This window comes from Thiomicrorhabdus sp. (assembly GCF_041583835.1).
Taxonomy (GTDB): domain Bacteria; phylum Pseudomonadota; class Gammaproteobacteria; order Thiomicrospirales; family Thiomicrospiraceae; genus Thiomicrorhabdus.
In genome coordinates, this window is record NZ_JBFHFC010000002.1 from 187,435 (window position 1) to 205,139 (window position 17,705).

At 48.0% G+C, this 17,705-nt stretch carries 16 protein-coding genes; 9 read left to right on the forward strand and 7 right to left on the reverse strand.

Annotated features, from left to right (window positions below):
• Window positions 1-268 precede the first annotated feature (268 nt).
• Window positions 269-1,993 (forward strand): sigma-54 interaction domain-containing protein, encoded by a 1,725-nt coding sequence (locus tag ABY044_RS02015; protein WP_373017616.1) that lies wholly within the window; start codon window positions 269-271, stop codon window positions 1,991-1,993.
• A gap of 176 nt (window positions 1,994-2,169) precedes the next feature.
• On the opposite strand, the gene ABY044_RS02020 is transcribed toward ABY044_RS02015, so the two are convergent.
• The 3 genes from ABY044_RS02020 to ABY044_RS02030 are packed head-to-tail and all read right to left on the reverse strand — an operon-like array spanning window position 2,170 to window position 5,223.
• A complete protein-coding gene (locus tag ABY044_RS02020) occupies window positions 2,170-3,534 on the reverse strand; it encodes an FAD-dependent oxidoreductase (RefSeq protein ID WP_373017618.1) in 1,365 nt (454 codons plus the stop codon).
• Window positions 3,535-3,543: 9 nt separating this feature from the next.
• Window positions 3,544-4,629, reverse strand: coding sequence for an acyl-CoA dehydrogenase family protein (locus ABY044_RS02025; RefSeq protein ID WP_373017620.1), 1,086 nt, complete (start codon window positions 4,627-4,629; stop codon window positions 3,544-3,546).
• Window positions 4,630-4,683: 54 nt separating this feature from the next.
• The gene (locus tag ABY044_RS02030; protein WP_373017622.1) at window positions 4,684-5,223 is read right to left on the reverse strand and encodes an OsmC family protein; all 540 of its coding nucleotides are present in this window, start codon (window positions 5,221-5,223) and stop codon (window positions 4,684-4,686) included.
• Window positions 5,224-5,550: 327 nt separating this feature from the next.
• Between ABY044_RS02030 and cynS the strand changes: the two genes are divergently transcribed.
• Complete coding sequence (gene cynS, locus ABY044_RS02035; RefSeq protein WP_373017624.1) at window positions 5,551-5,994, forward strand: cyanase; 444 nt, start codon at window positions 5,551-5,553, stop codon at window positions 5,992-5,994.
• 95 nt (window positions 5,995-6,089) lie between these two features.
• Here the strand turns inward: cynS and ABY044_RS02040 are convergent, their stop codons facing one another.
• On the reverse strand, window positions 6,090-6,788 hold the full coding sequence (locus ABY044_RS02040; RefSeq protein WP_373017626.1) for a hypothetical protein: 699 nt from the start codon (window positions 6,786-6,788) through the stop codon (window positions 6,090-6,092).
• A complete protein-coding gene (locus tag ABY044_RS02045) occupies window positions 6,789-7,649 on the reverse strand; it encodes an HDOD domain-containing protein (protein WP_373017628.1) in 861 nt (286 codons plus the stop codon).
• 252 nt (window positions 7,650-7,901) lie between these two features.
• On the opposite strand from ABY044_RS02045, the gene ABY044_RS02050 reads away from it, so the two are divergent.
• Entirely contained in the window at window positions 7,902-8,705 is an 804-nt protein-coding gene (locus ABY044_RS02050; protein ID WP_373017630.1) for a putative metalloprotease CJM1_0395 family protein, read from the forward strand.
• Between the two features lie 43 nt (window positions 8,706-8,748).
• Here the strand turns inward: ABY044_RS02050 and ABY044_RS02055 are convergent, their stop codons facing one another.
• A complete protein-coding gene (locus ABY044_RS02055; RefSeq protein WP_373017632.1) occupies window positions 8,749-9,060 on the reverse strand; it encodes an ArsR/SmtB family transcription factor in 312 nt (103 codons plus the stop codon).
• Between the two features lie 208 nt (window positions 9,061-9,268).
• Between ABY044_RS02055 and ABY044_RS02060 the strand changes: the two genes are divergently transcribed.
• The 6 genes from ABY044_RS02060 (at window position 9,269) to ABY044_RS02085 (ending at window position 13,902) form a co-directional block, all read left to right on the forward strand.
• Window positions 9,269-10,603 carry a S41 family peptidase gene (locus ABY044_RS02060; protein ID WP_373017730.1) on the forward strand — a complete coding sequence of 445 codons (1,335 nt, stop codon included), beginning with the start codon at window positions 9,269-9,271 and terminating at the stop codon, window positions 10,601-10,603.
• A 69-nt stretch (window positions 10,604-10,672) separates the two neighbouring features.
• Window positions 10,673-11,227, forward strand: coding sequence for a DJ-1 family glyoxalase III (locus tag ABY044_RS02065; protein ID WP_373017634.1), 555 nt, complete (start codon window positions 10,673-10,675; stop codon window positions 11,225-11,227).
• 236 nt (window positions 11,228-11,463) lie between these two features.
• Window positions 11,464-11,691, forward strand: a complete 228-nt coding sequence (locus ABY044_RS02070) for a twin-arginine translocation signal domain-containing protein (protein WP_373017636.1) — start codon at window positions 11,464-11,466, stop codon at window positions 11,689-11,691.
• 185 nt (window positions 11,692-11,876) lie between these two features.
• Complete coding sequence (locus ABY044_RS02075) at window positions 11,877-12,110, forward strand: hypothetical protein (protein WP_373017638.1); 234 nt, start codon at window positions 11,877-11,879, stop codon at window positions 12,108-12,110.
• A 180-nt stretch (window positions 12,111-12,290) separates the two neighbouring features.
• Complete coding sequence (locus tag ABY044_RS02080) at window positions 12,291-13,133, forward strand: DUF692 domain-containing protein (protein WP_373017640.1); 843 nt, start codon at window positions 12,291-12,293, stop codon at window positions 13,131-13,133.
• On the forward strand, window positions 13,123-13,902 hold the full coding sequence (locus ABY044_RS02085; protein ID WP_373017642.1) for a DUF2063 domain-containing protein: 780 nt from the start codon (window positions 13,123-13,125) through the stop codon (window positions 13,900-13,902). The genes ABY044_RS02080 and ABY044_RS02085 overlap by 11 nt, the downstream gene beginning before the upstream one ends.
• A gap of 25 nt (window positions 13,903-13,927) precedes the next feature.
• On the opposite strand, the gene ABY044_RS02090 is transcribed toward ABY044_RS02085, so the two are convergent.
• Entirely contained in the window at window positions 13,928-17,536 is a 3,609-nt protein-coding gene (locus ABY044_RS02090; protein WP_373017644.1) for a hydantoinase B/oxoprolinase family protein, read from the reverse strand.
• Between the last annotated feature and the right edge of the window lie 169 nt (window positions 17,537-17,705).

Here is a 17,705-nt window from a genome sequence, read left to right on the forward strand (position 1 = left end):
CCCTTCTAATGGCCAGATCTGGTTATCGGGTGTTTTTAAAAACTCTTCGCCGTTCTGGCAAAATAGATCCGAAATCAAACCTTCATAGATTGAATTGTCTCCTGCTGAAGGTTTAAAGGTTAAACGAACTTTTTGGCCTCTCATGGCCGCAATTTCAAGTTGATCATAAGATGAGCAAGAGATGGTCATAAGCCGCTCCTAGCTTTAGGTTTGATGAACAAAATGGTACTATGGGTTTTAGCTAAAGCCCTAAAAATTAGGTGATTCCGTGAAACAAATAGAGCGGCTCGACATTGCCAATCATTCCGAATATGTTGTCATAAAAGAGGCAGCTGAGCAAATTGAGAATGCCTACGATCCTCAAAAAGCAATCCATACTATTTTAAGTCTGATTTCCCGTCAAATGGGTCTGAACCGTGGTCGAGTCCTGTTGCAGGAAAGTGTGACCGGTTTTTTATACACGGCGTACGCCTATGGTTTGACAAAAGACGAGATCGCAAGGGGTCGTTTTGCGATGCGCGAAGGGATTACCGGTAAGGTAATGCATACGGGAACACCGGTGATCGTGTCGGATATCGATAAGGAAGACGACTACCTCTGTCGTACGGTTGATCGTTCTACACTGCCTCAGGAAACCGTAGCCTTTATCGCCACTCCGATCGTGCGTAATAGCGTCGTGATCGGCGTGTTGGCCGTAAACAGGCTGGCGAACCGTAATCGCCCCTTGGATAAGGATTTGGGGATTTTGAAGCTGATCTCGCTTTTCATCAGTGAGATTCTTGCCGTTAATACCATGCTCGAAAAACAGACGCAGATCTTAAAAGAAGAGAACGAACAATTAAGAGCGATGGCGTTGGGGCAGGGTAGTCAGTACGGTATTATCGGTGAAAGTCCGTCGCTGATGTCAGCCTTGAATAAAGTCGGGCGTGCGGCGAACGCCTCGGTAACGGTGTTGCTGAAAGGTGAGTCCGGAACGGGTAAAGAGAAATTCTCGCGTATGCTGCACTTGTCTTCTCATAGACAGGACGGACCGTTTATCGCCATCAACTGCGCTGCGATTCCGCAAGATTTATTAGAGTCCGAATTGTTCGGGCATGAAAAAGGCGCCTTTACCGGTGCGACTCAAACCAAGCAGGGTAAGATTGAGTTGGCGAACCACGGAACCTTGTTCCTGGATGAGATCGGAGATCTTGACTTGGGACTCCAGGCCAAACTTTTGCGTGTGCTGGAAGAGCGTTCCATTACTCGTGTCGGTGCGACCAAGCCGATTTCGGTCGATGCCCGTATCATCGTGGCGTCCCACAAAGATTTACACGAGGCGGTGAATAGCGGTAAGTTCCGTTTAGACCTTTTTTACCGCCTTAACGTTTTCCCGATTGAGTTGCCTCCATTGCGTGAGCGCGAAGGCGATATCCGCTTGTTGGCAAGACATTTTCTCAATCAGGCAAACCAGGAATATCATGCGAGTGCGATTTTCGATCACGGCGCAATGGAGTTTTTGGAGTTGTATGATTGGCCGGGAAATATTCGTCAGCTGGAAAACGTGGTGAAAAGAGCCGTGCTTTTGGCGGATGAAAGCCGTTTTATTTCGTCTGCTTTAATCGAGCGCATTATTGCCGAAGAGAGTGCGATTATTCATGTCGGGCAAGTCCCAGCGATCGAGCCGGAAGCGCCGAAATTAATCGAAGCGCCGGTCGTATCTCAGGAATGGCAAAGACCGCAGGCACCACCGCCTATTCATAATAATGGATATGGTGGGGTGGATTTTGCGGCCGTCCAACAGCCGGAAAGAATGGGCTTTCCTTGGCCGTCTCAGGCAGCTATGGATGAGCAGAGCGAAAAACGGGCATATTGGCGTGTGTCGGAGGATGAGTCAGCGCGTTTGCAACAGGCGTTGGAGATGGCGCACGGCAATAAAACTCGAGCGGCCTTGTTGTTGAATATGACGCCTAGACAGTTTAGTTATCGATTGAAGAAGCTCGGACTGGCCTAACCTCTTTCGATTTGAATGAAGAGTAGGGTTCTATTAAGTTTTTGCCGGCTTGCGTCGGCTAGTTTTAAAACTGGTTGAAACCTGTTTTGAAATGAATGGATATTTGATAGAGATAAAAAAAACCTCGATCTTTTAGGGATCGAGGTTTTTTTATGGGGGAATGAATAACGGACGAGTTAGGCTGAGAAGAGTTGCTGATATAGCTGGTTGGCCGATGAAGCCAGTTCGCCGCTCAGAGCAAATCCAGAAATCTTGTCGTGATCTTTGAAAAGTATCTTCTGGTCGTTTCCGGCCTGTAGGGTGACTTCCCATTCGCCTTGTTCCATATTAAGCGGTGGGCTCAACATGATCGACAGGCTTGGCGTCTTGGTTTTGACTAAAGGCGGAAGGATCAGGAATTCCTGAGACTGATCGCCGCTCATGTGTGCCGCAATGGTTTTTGCTTGACGTCTAATCGGTTCTAAATACGCCTGAATAACTCCGTTGCTTTCAGAACAATCGCCTAAAGAGTAAATGTCCGGATCGGATGTCTGGCAATACTGGTTGATGCAAATGCCTTTGTTGGTCTCGAGTTTTGCCTTTTTAGCGATATCGATATTCGGCTGAAGACCGATGGCGCTTAGTACCATTTGAGTATCGATATGAGAACCTTCGGCAGTGGTCAATTGGTAACCGTTTTCTGTCGTATCCATCTGTGTAATCTGGGTGTCGAAGTGCAGCTGAATGTTCTTCTGCTTCATTTTATCTTCAAGCGTATCCGCGATGGACGAAGGTAGAATCTGACGCATCAAATGATTACCGCGTACGATCAGGTCGACTTTGATGTCTTGGGTTGCCAAATCTTCGGCCATTTCCGTAGCGATCAAGCCGCCGCCGATGATAGTCACCGAGTTTTTACCTTCCAGTGCATTGCGGAATTTACGGTATGCGTTCAAGTCGTTGATTGCCAAGACTTCATGTCCGGCATCGCCTTCGATTTTTGGCAGTACCGCACGTGCACCGGTCGCTAAAATCAATTTGTCGTAACTGAAGCTGCCGGTGGTCGTCATAACCTTTTTGCGTTTGGTGTTAATCGACATCACTTTGGTGCGGGTTTTTACGCCGATATCAAGTTGAGCGGCTTTTTCTTCCGCCGATGCCTCTTTCAGATCTTCTGCAGTACGTCCCTGGCTCAGAGCCATGGAAATTGCAGGTTTCGGGTAGACAGTACCGTCGCATGCGGTCAGTAGCGTGATTTCGCTGTCGGGAAGCTGTTCGCGGATCGATTCCGCCGCTTGCCAACCGGCATAGCCCGCACCGATGATCAATACGTCGGCTTGATTGCTGACTTTACGTTTCGGTGCATTTTCGTTGGTGGCTGCTTTCGTTTCATCGATGAGTACAAAGTCACTTTTGCTTACCAAGCACAGAGGGCAATACCAATCATCCGGAATGTCCTCAAAGCGTGTACCGGGAGCCAATCCTGAATCCGGGTCACCAAGTTCTTCATCGTAGATTAGGCCACAGGTTTTGCATATGTATTTTTTAAATTCTGCACTCATCATAATCTCCTAAGCCGCTTCTTCTAAGCGTTCTATTTCTTTGCGTAGGTGCTTGATCGATGGGGTGACGATGATGACGAAATACGCTTCACGTAGTTTTCGTTGCGCAACCGCATCGGTAATGTAACCTTTCGCTCCGGCGTGTTGCATGACGGAGTCGGCGGCACGTTTACAATATTCAGCGCCCAGTAATCGAGCTTCAAGTACCGACTTAATGAATTCTTCACCTGGGGTGAAAGGATCTTCACAAAGTGATTCAATCAGGTCTAGAGCGTCGTCCAGCTCTTCCTGTAATTCTTCCGGAGAGTCGTCAAGGTAGGCGTTGATGTCGGAAAGCGTCAGGTTTGCCTTGTGCATTTCGTTAATCGAACCTTGGATGACACCCGCGGCCATACCGGTTTGTAATAAGATGAATCCGGCTTTGATTTTTTGTAAGTAAGGTTTTACCGGATCGGCCAGTAAATATTTTTTAGGTAAAAATGCATTGTCGAAAATCAACGAGTAGGTTCCCGTTCCTTCCATCCCTGTAAAGCTCACCATTTGCTTCATGGTCAACCCGTTTAGATCGCATGGAATCAATGCCATTGCATCGCGATAAGCGCTTTTATCATGGTTGTGAACGGTAAAGATCGCGCCGAAGAAGTGCTTGCTTGAGCCGGCGTCCAAGTTTGAAACCCACGGCAAGGTACCGTTGATGATGTAACCGTCTTCAGTCTCTTCAGCAGTCAATTTTAAATCTTCGATGCCCGCAAAGTATTTCATTGGGTTCGAAAGGGCGGTAGCGCCGAAAAATTCGCCGTCGACCATTTTTGGAAGAATGTCGGACTTAAGCCAGTCGTTTTTTGAGTTTTCGATATACCAGCAACAAACGGTGTGTGCCCACATCATGAATCCGGTACTCATACATTCTTCAGAGACGGTCGCCATATCTTTGATGGTGCCGAACAGATCCAGTTCGCCGTTGTTTTGCGATGGAATATGGTGACGAAACGCTCCAGCCTGCCCCAGTTTCTCAAGTACTTCTGTGGTGTACTTGCCGTGGTCAATGGCGATAGTAAGTGGTTTGAGTGTTTCATTAACTATTTGACTAATCATGGAGGCCATCCTTGTTAGTGATGCCGGCCTGGTAGGAACCAGGCCGGCTGGGTTTTAATCGACTAATTTACCGCTAAGATCAACAGCGTTCATATAAGTGTTCGCAACCGGCGACCACTTAATGGCGTGTGCTACCAATCCTTCAAGTTCTTCTTTTGAAGTGCCCGGTGCTTCGATTGTGAAGAAAGCGCGTACTTCGGTCACACCTAGTTTTTTGTTAGGATCGACGTCACCGGTACCCCAAACAGCCGTGATGTTAATGTCACCTTCTAGTTCGATTTCAAGTTTGGTTAGGCTGATTCCGCGAGCGGTTGCGTTTGCCTGAACACCAACTGATAAACAAGAACCTAAAGAAAGAAGTGCCATTTCAGAAGGGTTTGGTGCCGTATCTTCACCTAATAAAACAGGTGGTTCGTCAACAACAACAGGCTCAAGATCACGAACGTAGTTAAGGTTTTTGAACTGGCCTTCTAGTACGGTTTTTGATTTCAACGTCTTAATTGTGTTCGGGTTTGCTTTACCCGCTTCTGCAAGTTGGTTCAAACCGTCGTTATCGATTGGACGGATACAAGATGGGATATAAACTTCAGCCATGGTAATCTCCTGCTGTTTTAAAAATAATTAAAAATCATTTCGTGATACGAAACATGCTTAGGGTATAGCGTTAAGAGTGCCAAAAAATAGTAAATTGAATTAAAACAAAAGGTTATTTGATTGACTTAATTTTATGGATTAGGTTTTATACTGATTTTGTTAACAAAGTTTGAATGATTGTTAACAATTGATTACATAAAATTACAATTGATGACAAAGTTTGTCGGCAATTTTAGGTAAGTTCTTTAAAATCAAACACTTAAAAAATTGGCATGTGACTTGCGTATAGGAGGTTGTGTTTATAAAACCCTAATGGAGAAAGTGACTATGATGTCTAAAATTGAAATGACTGAAGCGATTATTGTTGCAAAAGCAGAAAAAAGTGTTGGATGGTGTGATATCGCTGCCGCAGCGGGCCTAAGCGAGGTTTATACAACGTCGGCTTGTTTGGGAATGAACCATTTGGATGAAGGTGCGGCCGATAAGTTATGTGAATTTTTGGGATTGGGGTCTGATGTTAGTGCTGCATTACAAGCCTTTCCTCATAAGTCATGGGATAAGTTGGTTCCTACCGATCCGTTAATTTATCGTTTGTACGAAATTGTCGGAGTTTATGGTCCAACAATGAAAGAATTGATTCATGAAAAATTCGGTGACGGGATTATGAGTGCAATCGACTTTACGATGGATATCGATAAAGAGAAGAATCCGGCCGGTGATCGTGTGGTTGTTACCATGAACGGAAAGTTCTTGGCTTATAAAGAGTGGTAATGGAAAAAGAAGTTTAATTGGAACTTGTTTACCCGCCTTATGGCGGGTTTTTTGTATCTTGGAAACAGGTAAGGTTAGGCAGATAATTATTTGTATTATTCGCGACCGAGCGCAGGTCGATTCAAAGCTTCCTTCAATTTCGCAATGATGGCGGCTTTCACTTCCGGGGTAATGGTAAACTTATCGTTGAAGGTCGACGAGTTTTTCATTTTTTCGTAGTTTTTCTTGGCCTGTTCGGGCACTTTAAATGCCGTATCGCTGTATTCCCAGTCACTTTGCGGAACCGGCGGAAGCTCCTCTTCGGCAAACATTCTGTGAATATCATTTATGAATGCATCGGTATTGTGAAGTACCCGGCTTTTGGTGGAAACGGCCACGGAAGTATATTCTTTCGGAGAGAAGTCGACGTGGTTGGAAATGCGGTGAGCAAGTTCTTTTTGGTCGTCAGGCACAAAGGGCTGAAGGTGTTTCATGAACTCCTTTTTTTCCAGTTTCATCATCTGGTTAAGGGCTTCCGATTTGGCGGTTTTTTTGAGTTGCTGAATGGTTAAGAAATACAGGATTCCCAATAAAGCCGAAAGGGTGATCGTTGCAATCAGGATAAACATAAGCGGTATTTTGGTGAAAACGACCAGAAGGGGAATAATTAAGACCATCAATAGCAACCAGACGGCAGAAATCGTCTTGATGGAGCCGGTCTGGATATACCAAGGGTAGTAAAGTTCTTCCTTGAAAATCACCGTATCCATTTCGATCAAGTGTTCAAGTGCGGTCAGATGATTAAATCGGCGCATTTAATGTCCTCCGGGTGCGACACCCATAGAATTACCCCATTTTAATACCGCTGCACGGGCTGCGGTGATGGCGTTTTCGGGCAAATTGAGAATTTCACCGCCAATATCGCGATATTGCTTCATCTCTTGGGTAATATAGTGCTCGCCCTGGGCGCTTTCAACAACAAAGTTCGCCACCATTATCAGAGCGATTAAGTGTCTGACTTTTTGATTGTGAGTGGGGTTTTGAATGAATTCGATATCGTGATGCAGAAGAATCGATTTATAGATATCAGAACTCAAACGCCATTTCTTGGCTAGAAGTGCCCCCACGAACGTATGATTGGTCAAAAAAAGACGTTCCTCATGACGCATGGCATTTTCCGGATTGGCTAAATGGATTTGGAATAGGCTGGCATATTCTTCCGGTTTAGAGCGGGAGAGATAGACGCAACCGATATTTTGCATTAAGCCGGCCATGTAAGCTTCGGTACGCGACACGTCATAGACCCAAAACGACAGTTCCGCCGCGGCCAAACCGGTTTGAGCTCCGTGCTTAAGAATTTCTTTTTCCTGTGACGATTGTGCAATCCTGTTGCTGAGACTGCTGGCAAGAAAAAGATCGCTGATTTCATTTAGCCCAAGAATGTTGACGGCCGCTTTGGCATCGGTAATTTGGCAATTCTCTGAGGTGACGTTACTGTTTACAAGCTTTAGGAAGTCGCCTAATAACTCGGAATTATGGGCGATTAAATTGGCGATGGTTACCGTATTTGGGTGGTTGCTTTGCAGTTCTTCACGGATGCGGATTACCTCTTCGGGAATGCATTGCAAACCGACCTGTTCGATAATCATGGCTGCCCGAGTAAGTTGCTGTTGCATAGTATGAAACTGACCTGTTTAATCGCAATGCCGCCGAAAATGGCTTCTAAGCTCGATTTTAGCAGTTTCTAATGTAATCAACCAATAAAATAAATAGGGGATTTGAAGCCCGTTTTTGCTTGCTTGTCAGATAAGAGAATGAAAGGTGTTTTGACGTGGGTAAAAAGTTGATTCTTATCGTTTTTTGCTAGTTTAATTCTTATTTGATAAAATGAAATTCATCATCATTTTATATAAGCAAGATTATTCGATATGATCTATTCCGCAACCGATACATATTCGTATTCAAACTATGCCTCTTCTGCCGCCCGCGGTCAGAGCATAGCACCTGCGGAATCCTTGAAAAGTCAGCCTGCAATAAAGGTTATCGACCCAGCCCAAACCTCTTCTTCAACTTCGCAAACGGTAAATCGTTCCGAAGCGACTCAGGCGAACCGAAGTAGTGAGCCCGTTTCCCAAAACGCGAATGCCAACCAGATGCAGGCGACGAACAGCAATGACCGTCAAAACGAACAGGCTGTTCAACAAGTTGTGAATCAATTAAAAGCCAGAGATTCCGAAGTGCGCAGTCATGAGATGGCGCATCTGGCTGCTGCCGGCGGATATGCGACCAGCGGCGCTTCATTCGCCTATCAAGTTGGTCCTGACGGTAAGCGTTACGCCATCGGCGGCGAAGTTGGAATTGATATCTCTCCGGTTTCCGGAGATCCTCAGGCGACTTTGCAGAAAGCGATGGTGGTTCAGCGAGCGGCACTGGCTCCTGCACAACCTTCCGATCAGGACTTGAGAGTGGCGAGTGCTGCCGTGCAGATGGCGGCTCAGGCGCGTATGGAACTGGCACAACAAGATAGTACGCAAGAAACTTCGGCAGAAATGGCAAGTGAGACCGAAGGGTCGGGTACGGCTTCCGAAAGTGAATCGGGTCGCACAGGGCTATCGGATCAAGACGGGGCGAGAAATCAAATTAATGAATCGCAGTCGAATGCCGGTTCAACCAGTTTGCAAGCCAGTCGGAATGCATTTGATTTGAGGCTTTCGTTCCAACAGGGAGCTTAAGAACGAGCTTGGGCGCAATGCCTAAGCTCTCGTAAAACAGAACTCAGTTGACGGGGCAGAAAGTTTCCTGCATCGCGCCCATCAGTTTTAAGATGTTCGGATCTCTTACTTTACACAAGATTTTACTGCCTTCGCGGCGAGAGGTGATGATCTCTTTTTCGCGTAAAATATCGATGTGTTGGGAAATATTGCTTTGGGTTGTACCGACTTTAGCGACGATGTCCATTACGGGCAGTTCGCGCTCGCCGATAACGCATAGGATTTTTAGTCTTAGAGGGTGACCCATGGCTTTGAGCGCCTTAGAAGCTTTATTGATGTTTTCTTCTTTCATCTCAAACAGTTCTGTTTCTTGCATTTTGGATTTCACCATTTAACTTTATAAAAATATTATTGAATGATTTTAATGAAAACCGTCCTCTATGTCACGAAAAGTTCATTTATAATGACCCAAATGATTTTTTACTAGGACGCTGATTTATTACCGATTTTGGTAATAGGTTGAGGGTTTTTAATCGTATCTGGAGACTCAAGTGAGTATAACGGTATATAAGAAGGCAACATGGATGGGAGTAGGCGCTTTAGTAGGTGCCTTGTTTGTAATCACTTCAAGCGTCATGGCGGATAAAGCTTCAAGCGCTGCCGGAGAGGCAGTGGTACAAGAAGAGAAAATGACTTTGCCGCTGCAGGAGCTACGTGCGTTTGCCGAAGTCTTTGAACGCGTTTCTAATGATTATGTGGATAAAGTCGATGAAAAAGCGCTTCTAGAAGGCGCGATCAGCGGAATGCTATCCAGCTTAGATCCTCATTCAGCGTATTTGCCTCCTAAAAGTTTCCAGGAAATGGAAGAACACACCAAAGGCGAATTCGGCGGTTTGGGTATGGAAGTCGGAATGGAAGACGGCTTTGTAAAAGTCATTTCGCCAATTGACGATACTCCGGCGGAGAAGTCCGGGGTGAAAGCGGGTGATTTAATCGTTAAATTGGGTGATGAGCCGGTTAAGGGAAAAACGCTGACTGAAGCCGTCAAGATCATGCGCGGTAAACCTGGAACCAAGCTTAAGTTGACGATTATCAGAAAAGGAGAAGACGCTCCGATTGTTCTGGAAATTACCCGTGCGGTCATTAAAGTTAAAAGCGTTAAACAGAAAATGCTGAAAGACGGCGTCGGTTATGTACGAATCAGCCAGTTCCAAATAAGAACCGGTCAAGATTTGGTTAAGGCGATTGAGAAACTGGACGAGGAAAACAAAGGACCGATCAACGGTTTGGTGTTGGACTTGCGCAATAACCCGGGCGGTGTTTTAACTGCAGCGGTTCAGGTTTCGGATGCGTTTTTGAACGAAGGTCTGATCGTTTATACCGAGGGTCGTATCAAAAATTCGAAAATGCGTTTTGAAGCCGAAGAGGGCGACATTATGCAAGGACGTCCGGTCGTCGTTTTAATTAACGAAGGTTCGGCGTCGGCGTCGGAAATCGTTGCCGGTGCGTTACAGGATCAGAAGCGCGCTATCGTCGTCGGTCGTACCAGTTTCGGTAAAGGTTCCGTACAGACGTTGTTACCGTTGAACAACGGCGCGGCGATTAAAGTGACTACGGCACGCTACTTTACTCCGCTGGGTCGTTCGATTCAGGCTGAGGGAATCAAACCGGACATTAAGGTTGATTTGGTCAAGGTCGAAAAAGTCGATACTTCCGAAATGATCAACGTTAAGGAAAAAGATCTTTCCGGCCATTTGGAAAACGGTAACGGTAATGGTTCCGATAAAGCGAAAAAAGACAAAGATGCGGAAGACCAGAAGAAAGCCGAAGAGATTAATAAACTGCTTGAAAAAGATTATGAGTTGAATGAAGCGCTGAGAGTGATTAAAACCATGGCGCTGGCGCAACAAATGAAATAGCGGTTCATTGAACAATAAAGCCACTTTTTAGTGGCTTTTTTATTTTATGCGTTTAATGCGAGGTGAGTTATGACAAAAGTATTGGTGCCTTTGGCGCAAGGATGCGAAGAGTTGGAAGCGGTCACCATTATCGATTTGTTGGTTCGGGCCGGTGTGGAAGTGATTACCGCCAGTTTGGATGCAGAGCGTGTGATTACCGCTAGCCGAGGCGTGCAATTGATCGCGCAAACGACATTGGATGCCGTGAGTCACGAAGTCTTCGATCTGGTCGTGCTTCCGGGCGGGTTGCCGGGTGCGGATTATTTAAAGCAAGATGACCGCTTGATTAATATTCTGAAAAAGACGGCTGAACAGGGCGGTTATGTCGCTGCGATTTGCGCGGCGCCTCAAGTTCTGGTGCAGGCGGGTCTGTTGGATAATAAACAGGCTACCAGTTTCCCCGGCGTGATTGATAACAAGCCCGCTCCCGGTATGCAATACCTGAATCAGCCGGTGGTGGAAGACGGTAAAGTCATCACTTCAAAAGGTCCGGGAACGGCAATGGATTTCGCCTTGACCTTAATCGAACGTCTTGAGGGATCGGCCAAGCGCCAACAGGTTGAACAAGGTTTGCAAAGGGCTTGATTGTTGCCGTTCATTTTCTAACGATTCTATTGTCGGCGGTGTTTTTAACGCTGCCGAGTTATCCCGATAACCGATTTGAATAATCGGTTTTTTCATTTTATGTCCTCCTCAGCTTGAAATCCCATTTCTAAAGTAAGTTTCATTTCTTGAAATAAAATCGTCTCAACGTGGTCTTTTATCTAGAACGGTTGATTAAGTGTCGATCGTTTTAAATGGAGACAATTAGGAGAGCGAACATGAAAAAGCGCACACGAAGGGGCTTTTTGACGTTTGTAGGCATCTCCGTCGTGACGGTCGCAGGAATTGCGTCGGCAGCGAACAATCCGAATCCATTTGGTTTTGTTAACTTGGAATCAAATTATAAAAATATAACGGATATTCCTTGCCCTGAAACGATAGAGGGACGGTGCGGAAATATTCCTGCACCGGAACCTGTAGAAGGTGGATGCGGCGTTAAAAGATAGTCATAGATAAGCAGCATCATCTTAGGACGCGATGATGATTCAAAGCCATTGGAAAATGGTGGTTTTAAGAGGCGGTTAATTGTACAAACTTGAAGAAAGTTAGGGAGGGGGTCGTCAAAATAGAGGTCTTAAGGCCTTGGTTTTTGATGGATTGACTTTCTTGTGGATAATTTTGGAGAGAGATCATGAAAAAGCAAACACGTCGAGAATTTTTGAAGCTGGCCGGCGCCTCTCTGGTGACGGTTAGCGGGGTGGCTTCGGCCGCTGAAAATCCATTCGGTATTACCGGTAAGGTTGTGGAACCATTTCAGGTGGCCGAGGCCTCACCTGAGGGCGTTTGCGGTAGCAAGCCAGCCCCTAGACCGGAGCCGACCGAAGGAAAATGTGGCAGTCAGCCGGCTCCCGATCCGATTGAATAAAGTCGGGATTGCAAATCAATCGTAGAGGCAGAAAATCTCCGAGTATTTAATCGATGGATTATTTGTCTGGAGACCACCTTTACTCATAATTTAAAAAGCCACCATGTTATGAGGTGGCTTTTTCATTTATATTGTTATGATAAAAAGTCAGGCCTGTTGAATTTTAAAATCGGGAAAATTATGCAAAGCAGACAATATCCAGTACAAGGCGTAGGATTGGGGTTGAGACGCAGCTTCTTTGACGAAGTGTTGCGCACACCCGATTTGGCGATTGATTTCATGGAGATCGCGCCTGAGAACTGGCTGCACTTCGGCGGGCGACAAGGCCGTCAATTGCGCGAGTTGACCGAACGCTGGCCTTTTTTGTGCCACGGTTTGTCGTTGGATCTGGGCGGCCCGCATCCATTGGATGAAGCGTATGTACGTGATTTGAAGGTTTTTTTCGATCAACATGATATCCGTGCTTATACCGAACATTTGAGCTACTGCGGCGACAGCGGACACTTGTATGACTTGATGCCGATACCGTTTACCGAAGAGGCGGTTGCTTATGTGGCCGAACGCATTCGGCGGGTACAGGATATTCTGGAGCGCAAGATAGGCATTGAAAACGTTTCGTTTTATGCGATGCCTTCCCAGGAAATGACCGAGCAGGCGTTTGTCCGTGCCGTGCTCGAAGAGGCCGATTGCGATTTGCTGTTCGACGTCAATAACACCTATGTGAATGCCGTTAATCACGGATATTCGGCTGAAGAATATATGCGATCGATGCCGACCGAACGCATCGTTTATCTGCATATGGCCGGGCATTTTGACGAAGCCGAAGACCTTAAGATCGACACGCATGGTCAGCCGGTCAAAGAACAGGTTTGGCAGTTATTGCAACAGACCTACGAACATCATGGTCTGATCCCGACGTTATTGGAACGCGATTTCAACATTCCGCCTATGGCGGAGTTGATGCAGGAAGTCGAACAGATCAGAGATTATCAGAACCAGTGGAGAGCGCAGCATGGCGAATGATTCAAGCGTTCAAAACTTACCTCATTTTCAGCAGTTGCAACGCCAGTTTGCGGAACACATCCGTAATCCGGAAAAGGCCTATGCACCCAACGGCGAGAAGCCGATCGAGCCGCGCCGAATGCAAGTCTACGAATCCTTGTTTTTTAATAACATCGAAGGGTTTTTCAGTGGTTTGTTTCCGGTGAGTGCGGCGGTGTTGGGAAAACAACGCTGGCAGGAACTGATGCGTGAATACATGGTGAAACATCGTGCACGAACGCCGTTATTTCATCGTCTGGGGGAGGAGTTTTTAACGTTCTTAAGCGAGAGTTACGAAGCTTTACCCGAAGATCCCGAATTCTTGTTGGAGCTGGCGCATTACGAGTGGGTGGAATTGGCTCTTACCGTCTCTCCGGATGAAGGCGTTGTCAATCCGTCGGACTTAAAAGCGGATTTACAGCAGGCTTACGAACTTTCGCCCGTGGCGTGGCCAATGGCCTACGAGTGGCCGGTACATCAGATCTCGGTTGATAATCAGCCGCAGTCGCCGTCGGAGCAGGCGACAACCTTATTAGGATTCCGCAATGCCGAAGACAAAGTTGAGTTCAGTGAGATCATGCCGTTGTTGTATCAGTGGCTTGAGTCCTTGGATGAAGCCGACAGTGCACAATCCGCTTTAAACAAGGTGGCGGCTGATTTGGGGTTGAATGGTGCCGAGTTGGAACAGTTTGCGATTCAGACTTTACAGCAGTTGATCGATTTGAATATCGTTCATCCGCGTAGAGCCTGATTGTATTAATGCTTTAACGAAGTCGTTACGGGGTTCCGTAGCCACCGCCGCCGGGGGTGTGGATTGCAAAAATGTCCCCGGCGTTCAATTCCAGTGTCAGAGTGCTGTTAAGGCTTTCTTCGGGTTCTCTCAGGTCGCTTTGTCCGGCTTGTTCCGCCGTCATCACAAAGTGTTTCCCTACTTTTCCCGATAAACCGCCTGCCATGCCGTAAGGCGGAATGTGGCGGTGATTACTGAGTATCGAAACCGTCATCGGTTTGAGGAATTCAAAATGGCGTTCGCAGCCGCTTCCGCCACAGTATTTTCCATATCCTCCGCTATTGCGGCGAATTGCAAAACGCTGCAATCGTACCGGATAACGCAGTTCCAGAATTTCCGGATCGGTCAGGCGGGAGTTGGTCATATGGCTATGGATGGCGTGATGTCCGTCATAGCCCGGTCCCGCTCCCGTGCCGCCGCACAAAGTTTCATAATATTGCCATGTGTCGTCGCCGAAGGTCAGGTTGTTCATGGTGCCCTGAGAGGCCGCTTGAACCTGTAAAGCGCCATACAGCGCATCGGTGACCACTTGCGAGGTTTCGACGTTGCCCGCTACCACCGCCGCCGGATAGCTCGGATTGAGCATCGAACCTTTCGGCACGATCAACTCGACCGGACGTAGAAATCCGTCATTCAAAGGAATCGGTTGATTAATCAAGGTGTGTAATACATACAGTGTTGCGGCTCTGGTAATCGCATGCGGCGCATTGAAGTTGTTGTTTTGCTGGTCGCTGCTGCCGCTGAAATCGATGATGAGCTTACGGCGTTGCAGATCGGTTTGGATGGAAACACGGACTTCCGTTCCTTGATCTGTCGGGTAGCGGAATTCGCCGGATTTCAGTTCGGGAAGCAGACTGACCACCGCTTGTTCGGCATGGTTCAGTACATGGGCCATATAGTCGGTTACCGTTTGCGCACCGACTTGGTTGCATAGTTCCGTGAGCCCTTGTATACCGCGTTGGTTGGCGGCAACCTGGGCATGCAGATCGTTCAGATTCTGGTTCAGGTTGCGCACCGGATATTTGGCTTGCGTGAAATGGCGGCTAATCAATTCGGTTTGAAAAACGCCTTGCTTAACCAAGGGGACGCAATCCAGTAAAACGCCTTCTTGTTCAATGTGCTGACTGGCGGCCGGCATAGAGCCGGGGGTGAGGCCGCCGACATCGGCATGGTGACCGCGCGAAGCCACGTAAAACTTCAATTGACCGTCGACAAACACCGGAGAAATCAGGGTGATGTCCGGCAGATGCGTTCCACCGGCGTAGGGGTTGTTGAGCACATAGGCGTCGCCCGGATGAAGGTTGTCGCCGACTTTGTGGATGACCGTTTTGACCGATTCTCCCATCGAACCGAGATGCACCGGAACATGCGGCGCATTGGCAATCAATTGGCCCTGTGCATCGAAAATGGCACAAGAAAAATCCAGTCGTTCTTTGATGTTGACCGAATGGGCGGTTTTCGCCAAGGTCGCGCCCATCTGTTCGGCAATCGCCATAAAACGATTATTGAACAGGGACAATTGAATCGGATCGGGTTGTTTGGAATCTTCCGCAGCGGCCGTGTCGGGATCTAAACGAGAGACGTTAGCCGTTTGTTGTAACAGCATTTGTCCGTCGTCCAGCAATTGGGCACACCAATTCGGCTCGATCACCAAGGTTCCGGTGGGCTCAAGAATCAATGCAGGGCCATTAATCGTTTGGTGCAGACTCATCGCCTGACGTTGGTAAACCTCGGCGGACTGCCATTGTCCGTTTGCATAAAGACGAACGGTTTCAATCGGGGTGGCGGCTTCTTTGGCATCGATGGATTGGTCTTCCGGACTGTAGGCCTCCGAAGCGGCTTCGACACTGACGCTGTTGATGACAACCGGCACGTCGGTCTGAACGAATCCGAACTGCTGACGGTGCTGACGGGCGAACTGTTGTTCGTACTCCGATGTTGTCAGCGTGTGGTCGAAACTCAGATCCAGCAGGGTGTCGCTGCCGCGATAATGTAAGTGTAAGGTAATTCGGGTTTCTGTCGGCGTTGCGTTTTGTTCAAGTAATTTTGAGCAGGCCTGTTCGCTCTGTTTTTGGATGTCTTCGTCGATTTCGGCAAGCTTTTGCAGCTCCACGCCGTAGGATCGGGTTTCGATGTGGCTTTTTTTCGCCAGCCCCATGCCGTAGGCCGAAAGAACGCCGGAATAGGGGTGAAGCAGCACTTTGCTCATTCCCAGTTTTTGGGCGACGGCGCACGCGTGTTGGCCGCCGGCACCGCCGAAGCTCACTAAAGTGTAATCTTTGACATCGTAACCGCGTTGGGTAGAGATTTTTTCGATGGCGCTGGCCATATGCTCGACCGCAATTTTCAAAGCGCCTTCGGCAACCGTTTCGGCTGAAAGGTTGAGTTGTCGGGCCAATCCGTCGAATTGCTCTTGGACGGTTTTCAAATCCAACGGCTGTTTGGCGTCTTTGCCGAAAACCGCCGGAAAATGTTGCGGCTGGATTCGGCCGAGCAGGACATTGCAGTCGGTGACGGTCAAAGGCCCGCCGCGTCGGTAAGCTGCAGGCCCCGGATTGGCTCCGGCGGATTCCGGGCCGACCTGTAATTCGCCTTGCAGGGTTTTGACAATGGAACCGCCACCGGCCGCCACCGTATGGATGTCGAGCATCGGCACACGCATCTGCACGCCGGCCACTTCGGTTTCGAAGCTGCGTTCGTAAACGCCGGCATAGTGGGAAACATCCGTGGAAGTGCCGCCCATATCGAAGCCGATGATTTTGTCATGACCGGCTTGTTGTGCGGTGGTTACGGCACCGACAATGCCTCCCGCCGGACCCGATAAGATCGCATCCTTGCCTTGAAAGTCGGAGGCGGCGGTGAGACCGCCGTGGGATTGCATGAATTGTAGGTCGACGCCCGGAAGCTGTTCGGCTACCTGTTGTACGTATCGGCGAAGAATCGGGCTTAAATAGGCGTCGACCACGGTGGTGCGGCCGCGTGCTATGTATTTGATCAACGCGCTGCTCTGGTGCGAAGTGGAGACCTGTTTAAAGCCGATTTCAGCCGCTAATTGCGCGACGGTTTGTTCGTGTTCGGGATTTAAATAAGCGTGCAACAGAACGACGGCGAGGGCATCGAAACCTTGTTGTTTAAGGCTTTGAAGCTGTTGTTTTACCTGTTCGATCTCCAGCGCTTCAATCTCTTCGCCTTGTGCGTTCAGTCGCCCGTCGATTTCAAGAGCGGTTTGGTAAAGCGGTTTTGGAGTCTCGACTTTCAGAGCAAAGATGTCGGGACGATTTTGATAACCGATCTCCAGAGCATCCGCGAACCCGCGGTTGGTAATCAGCGCCACCGCTTCGCCTTTGCGTTCCAACAGGGCGTTGGTGGCAACGGTGGTTCCCATCTTCACGCAGGCGATGCGTTCGACCGGAACGGCGGAGGGTTCCGGGGCATTCAGAAACAGGCGGATACCCGCTATGGCCGCATCGCGATACTGTTCGGGGTTTTCCGACAGCAGTTTTCGGGTATGGAGTTTACCTTGCGGATCCTGGGCGACAATATCGGTAAAGGTGCCGCCGCGATCAATCCAGAATTGCCATTGTGCTTGTGTCATCGCCGAGTCAGATTCGTTGTTCAGGAAATGCACACATTATCGTGACTCATTCTATAAAGTAAAGTCGGGGATGCGGTATCATAACGATAAAATTGCGATAACAAACCTCTCAGCCAGTCCCCCTTGACGTTGTAGTAGACTGGAACTGAGCGGGCGGATTAGCAGCGTA

Coding starts and splice junctions, on each gene's coding strand:
- ABY044_RS02020 (WP_373017618.1), bottom strand. CDS start 3,534: ATGAGTGCAGAATTTAAAAAATACATATGCAAAACCTGTGGCCTAATC.
- ABY044_RS02080 (WP_373017640.1), top strand. CDS start 12,291: ATGCAAAGCAGACAATATCCAGTACAAGGCGTAGGATTGGGGTTGAGA.
- ABY044_RS02030 (WP_373017622.1), bottom strand. CDS start 5,223: ATGGCTGAAGTTTATATCCCATCTTGTATCCGTCCAATCGATAACGAC.
- ABY044_RS02085 (WP_373017642.1), top strand. CDS start 13,123: ATGGCGAATGATTCAAGCGTTCAAAACTTACCTCATTTTCAGCAGTTG.
- ABY044_RS02075 (WP_373017638.1), top strand. CDS start 11,877: ATGAAAAAGCAAACACGTCGAGAATTTTTGAAGCTGGCCGGCGCCTCT.
- ABY044_RS02045 (WP_373017628.1), bottom strand. CDS start 7,649: ATGCAACAGCAACTTACTCGGGCAGCCATGATTATCGAACAGGTCGGT.
- ABY044_RS02040 (WP_373017626.1), bottom strand. CDS start 6,788: ATGCGCCGATTTAATCATCTGACCGCACTTGAACACTTGATCGAAATG.
- cynS (WP_373017624.1), top strand. CDS start 5,551: ATGATGTCTAAAATTGAAATGACTGAAGCGATTATTGTTGCAAAAGCA.
- ABY044_RS02070 (WP_373017636.1), top strand. CDS start 11,464: ATGAAAAAGCGCACACGAAGGGGCTTTTTGACGTTTGTAGGCATCTCC.
- ABY044_RS02025 (WP_373017620.1), bottom strand. CDS start 4,629: ATGATTAGTCAAATAGTTAATGAAACACTCAAACCACTTACTATCGCC.
- ABY044_RS02065 (WP_373017634.1), top strand. CDS start 10,673: ATGACAAAAGTATTGGTGCCTTTGGCGCAAGGATGCGAAGAGTTGGAA.
- ABY044_RS02060 (WP_373017730.1), top strand. CDS start 9,269: ATGGGAGTAGGCGCTTTAGTAGGTGCCTTGTTTGTAATCACTTCAAGC.
- ABY044_RS02090 (WP_373017644.1), bottom strand. CDS start 17,536: ATGACACAAGCACAATGGCAATTCTGGATTGATCGCGGCGGCACCTTT.
- ABY044_RS02055 (WP_373017632.1), bottom strand. CDS start 9,060: ATGCAAGAAACAGAACTGTTTGAGATGAAAGAAGAAAACATCAATAAA.
- ABY044_RS02050 (WP_373017630.1), top strand. CDS start 7,902: ATGATCTATTCCGCAACCGATACATATTCGTATTCAAACTATGCCTCT.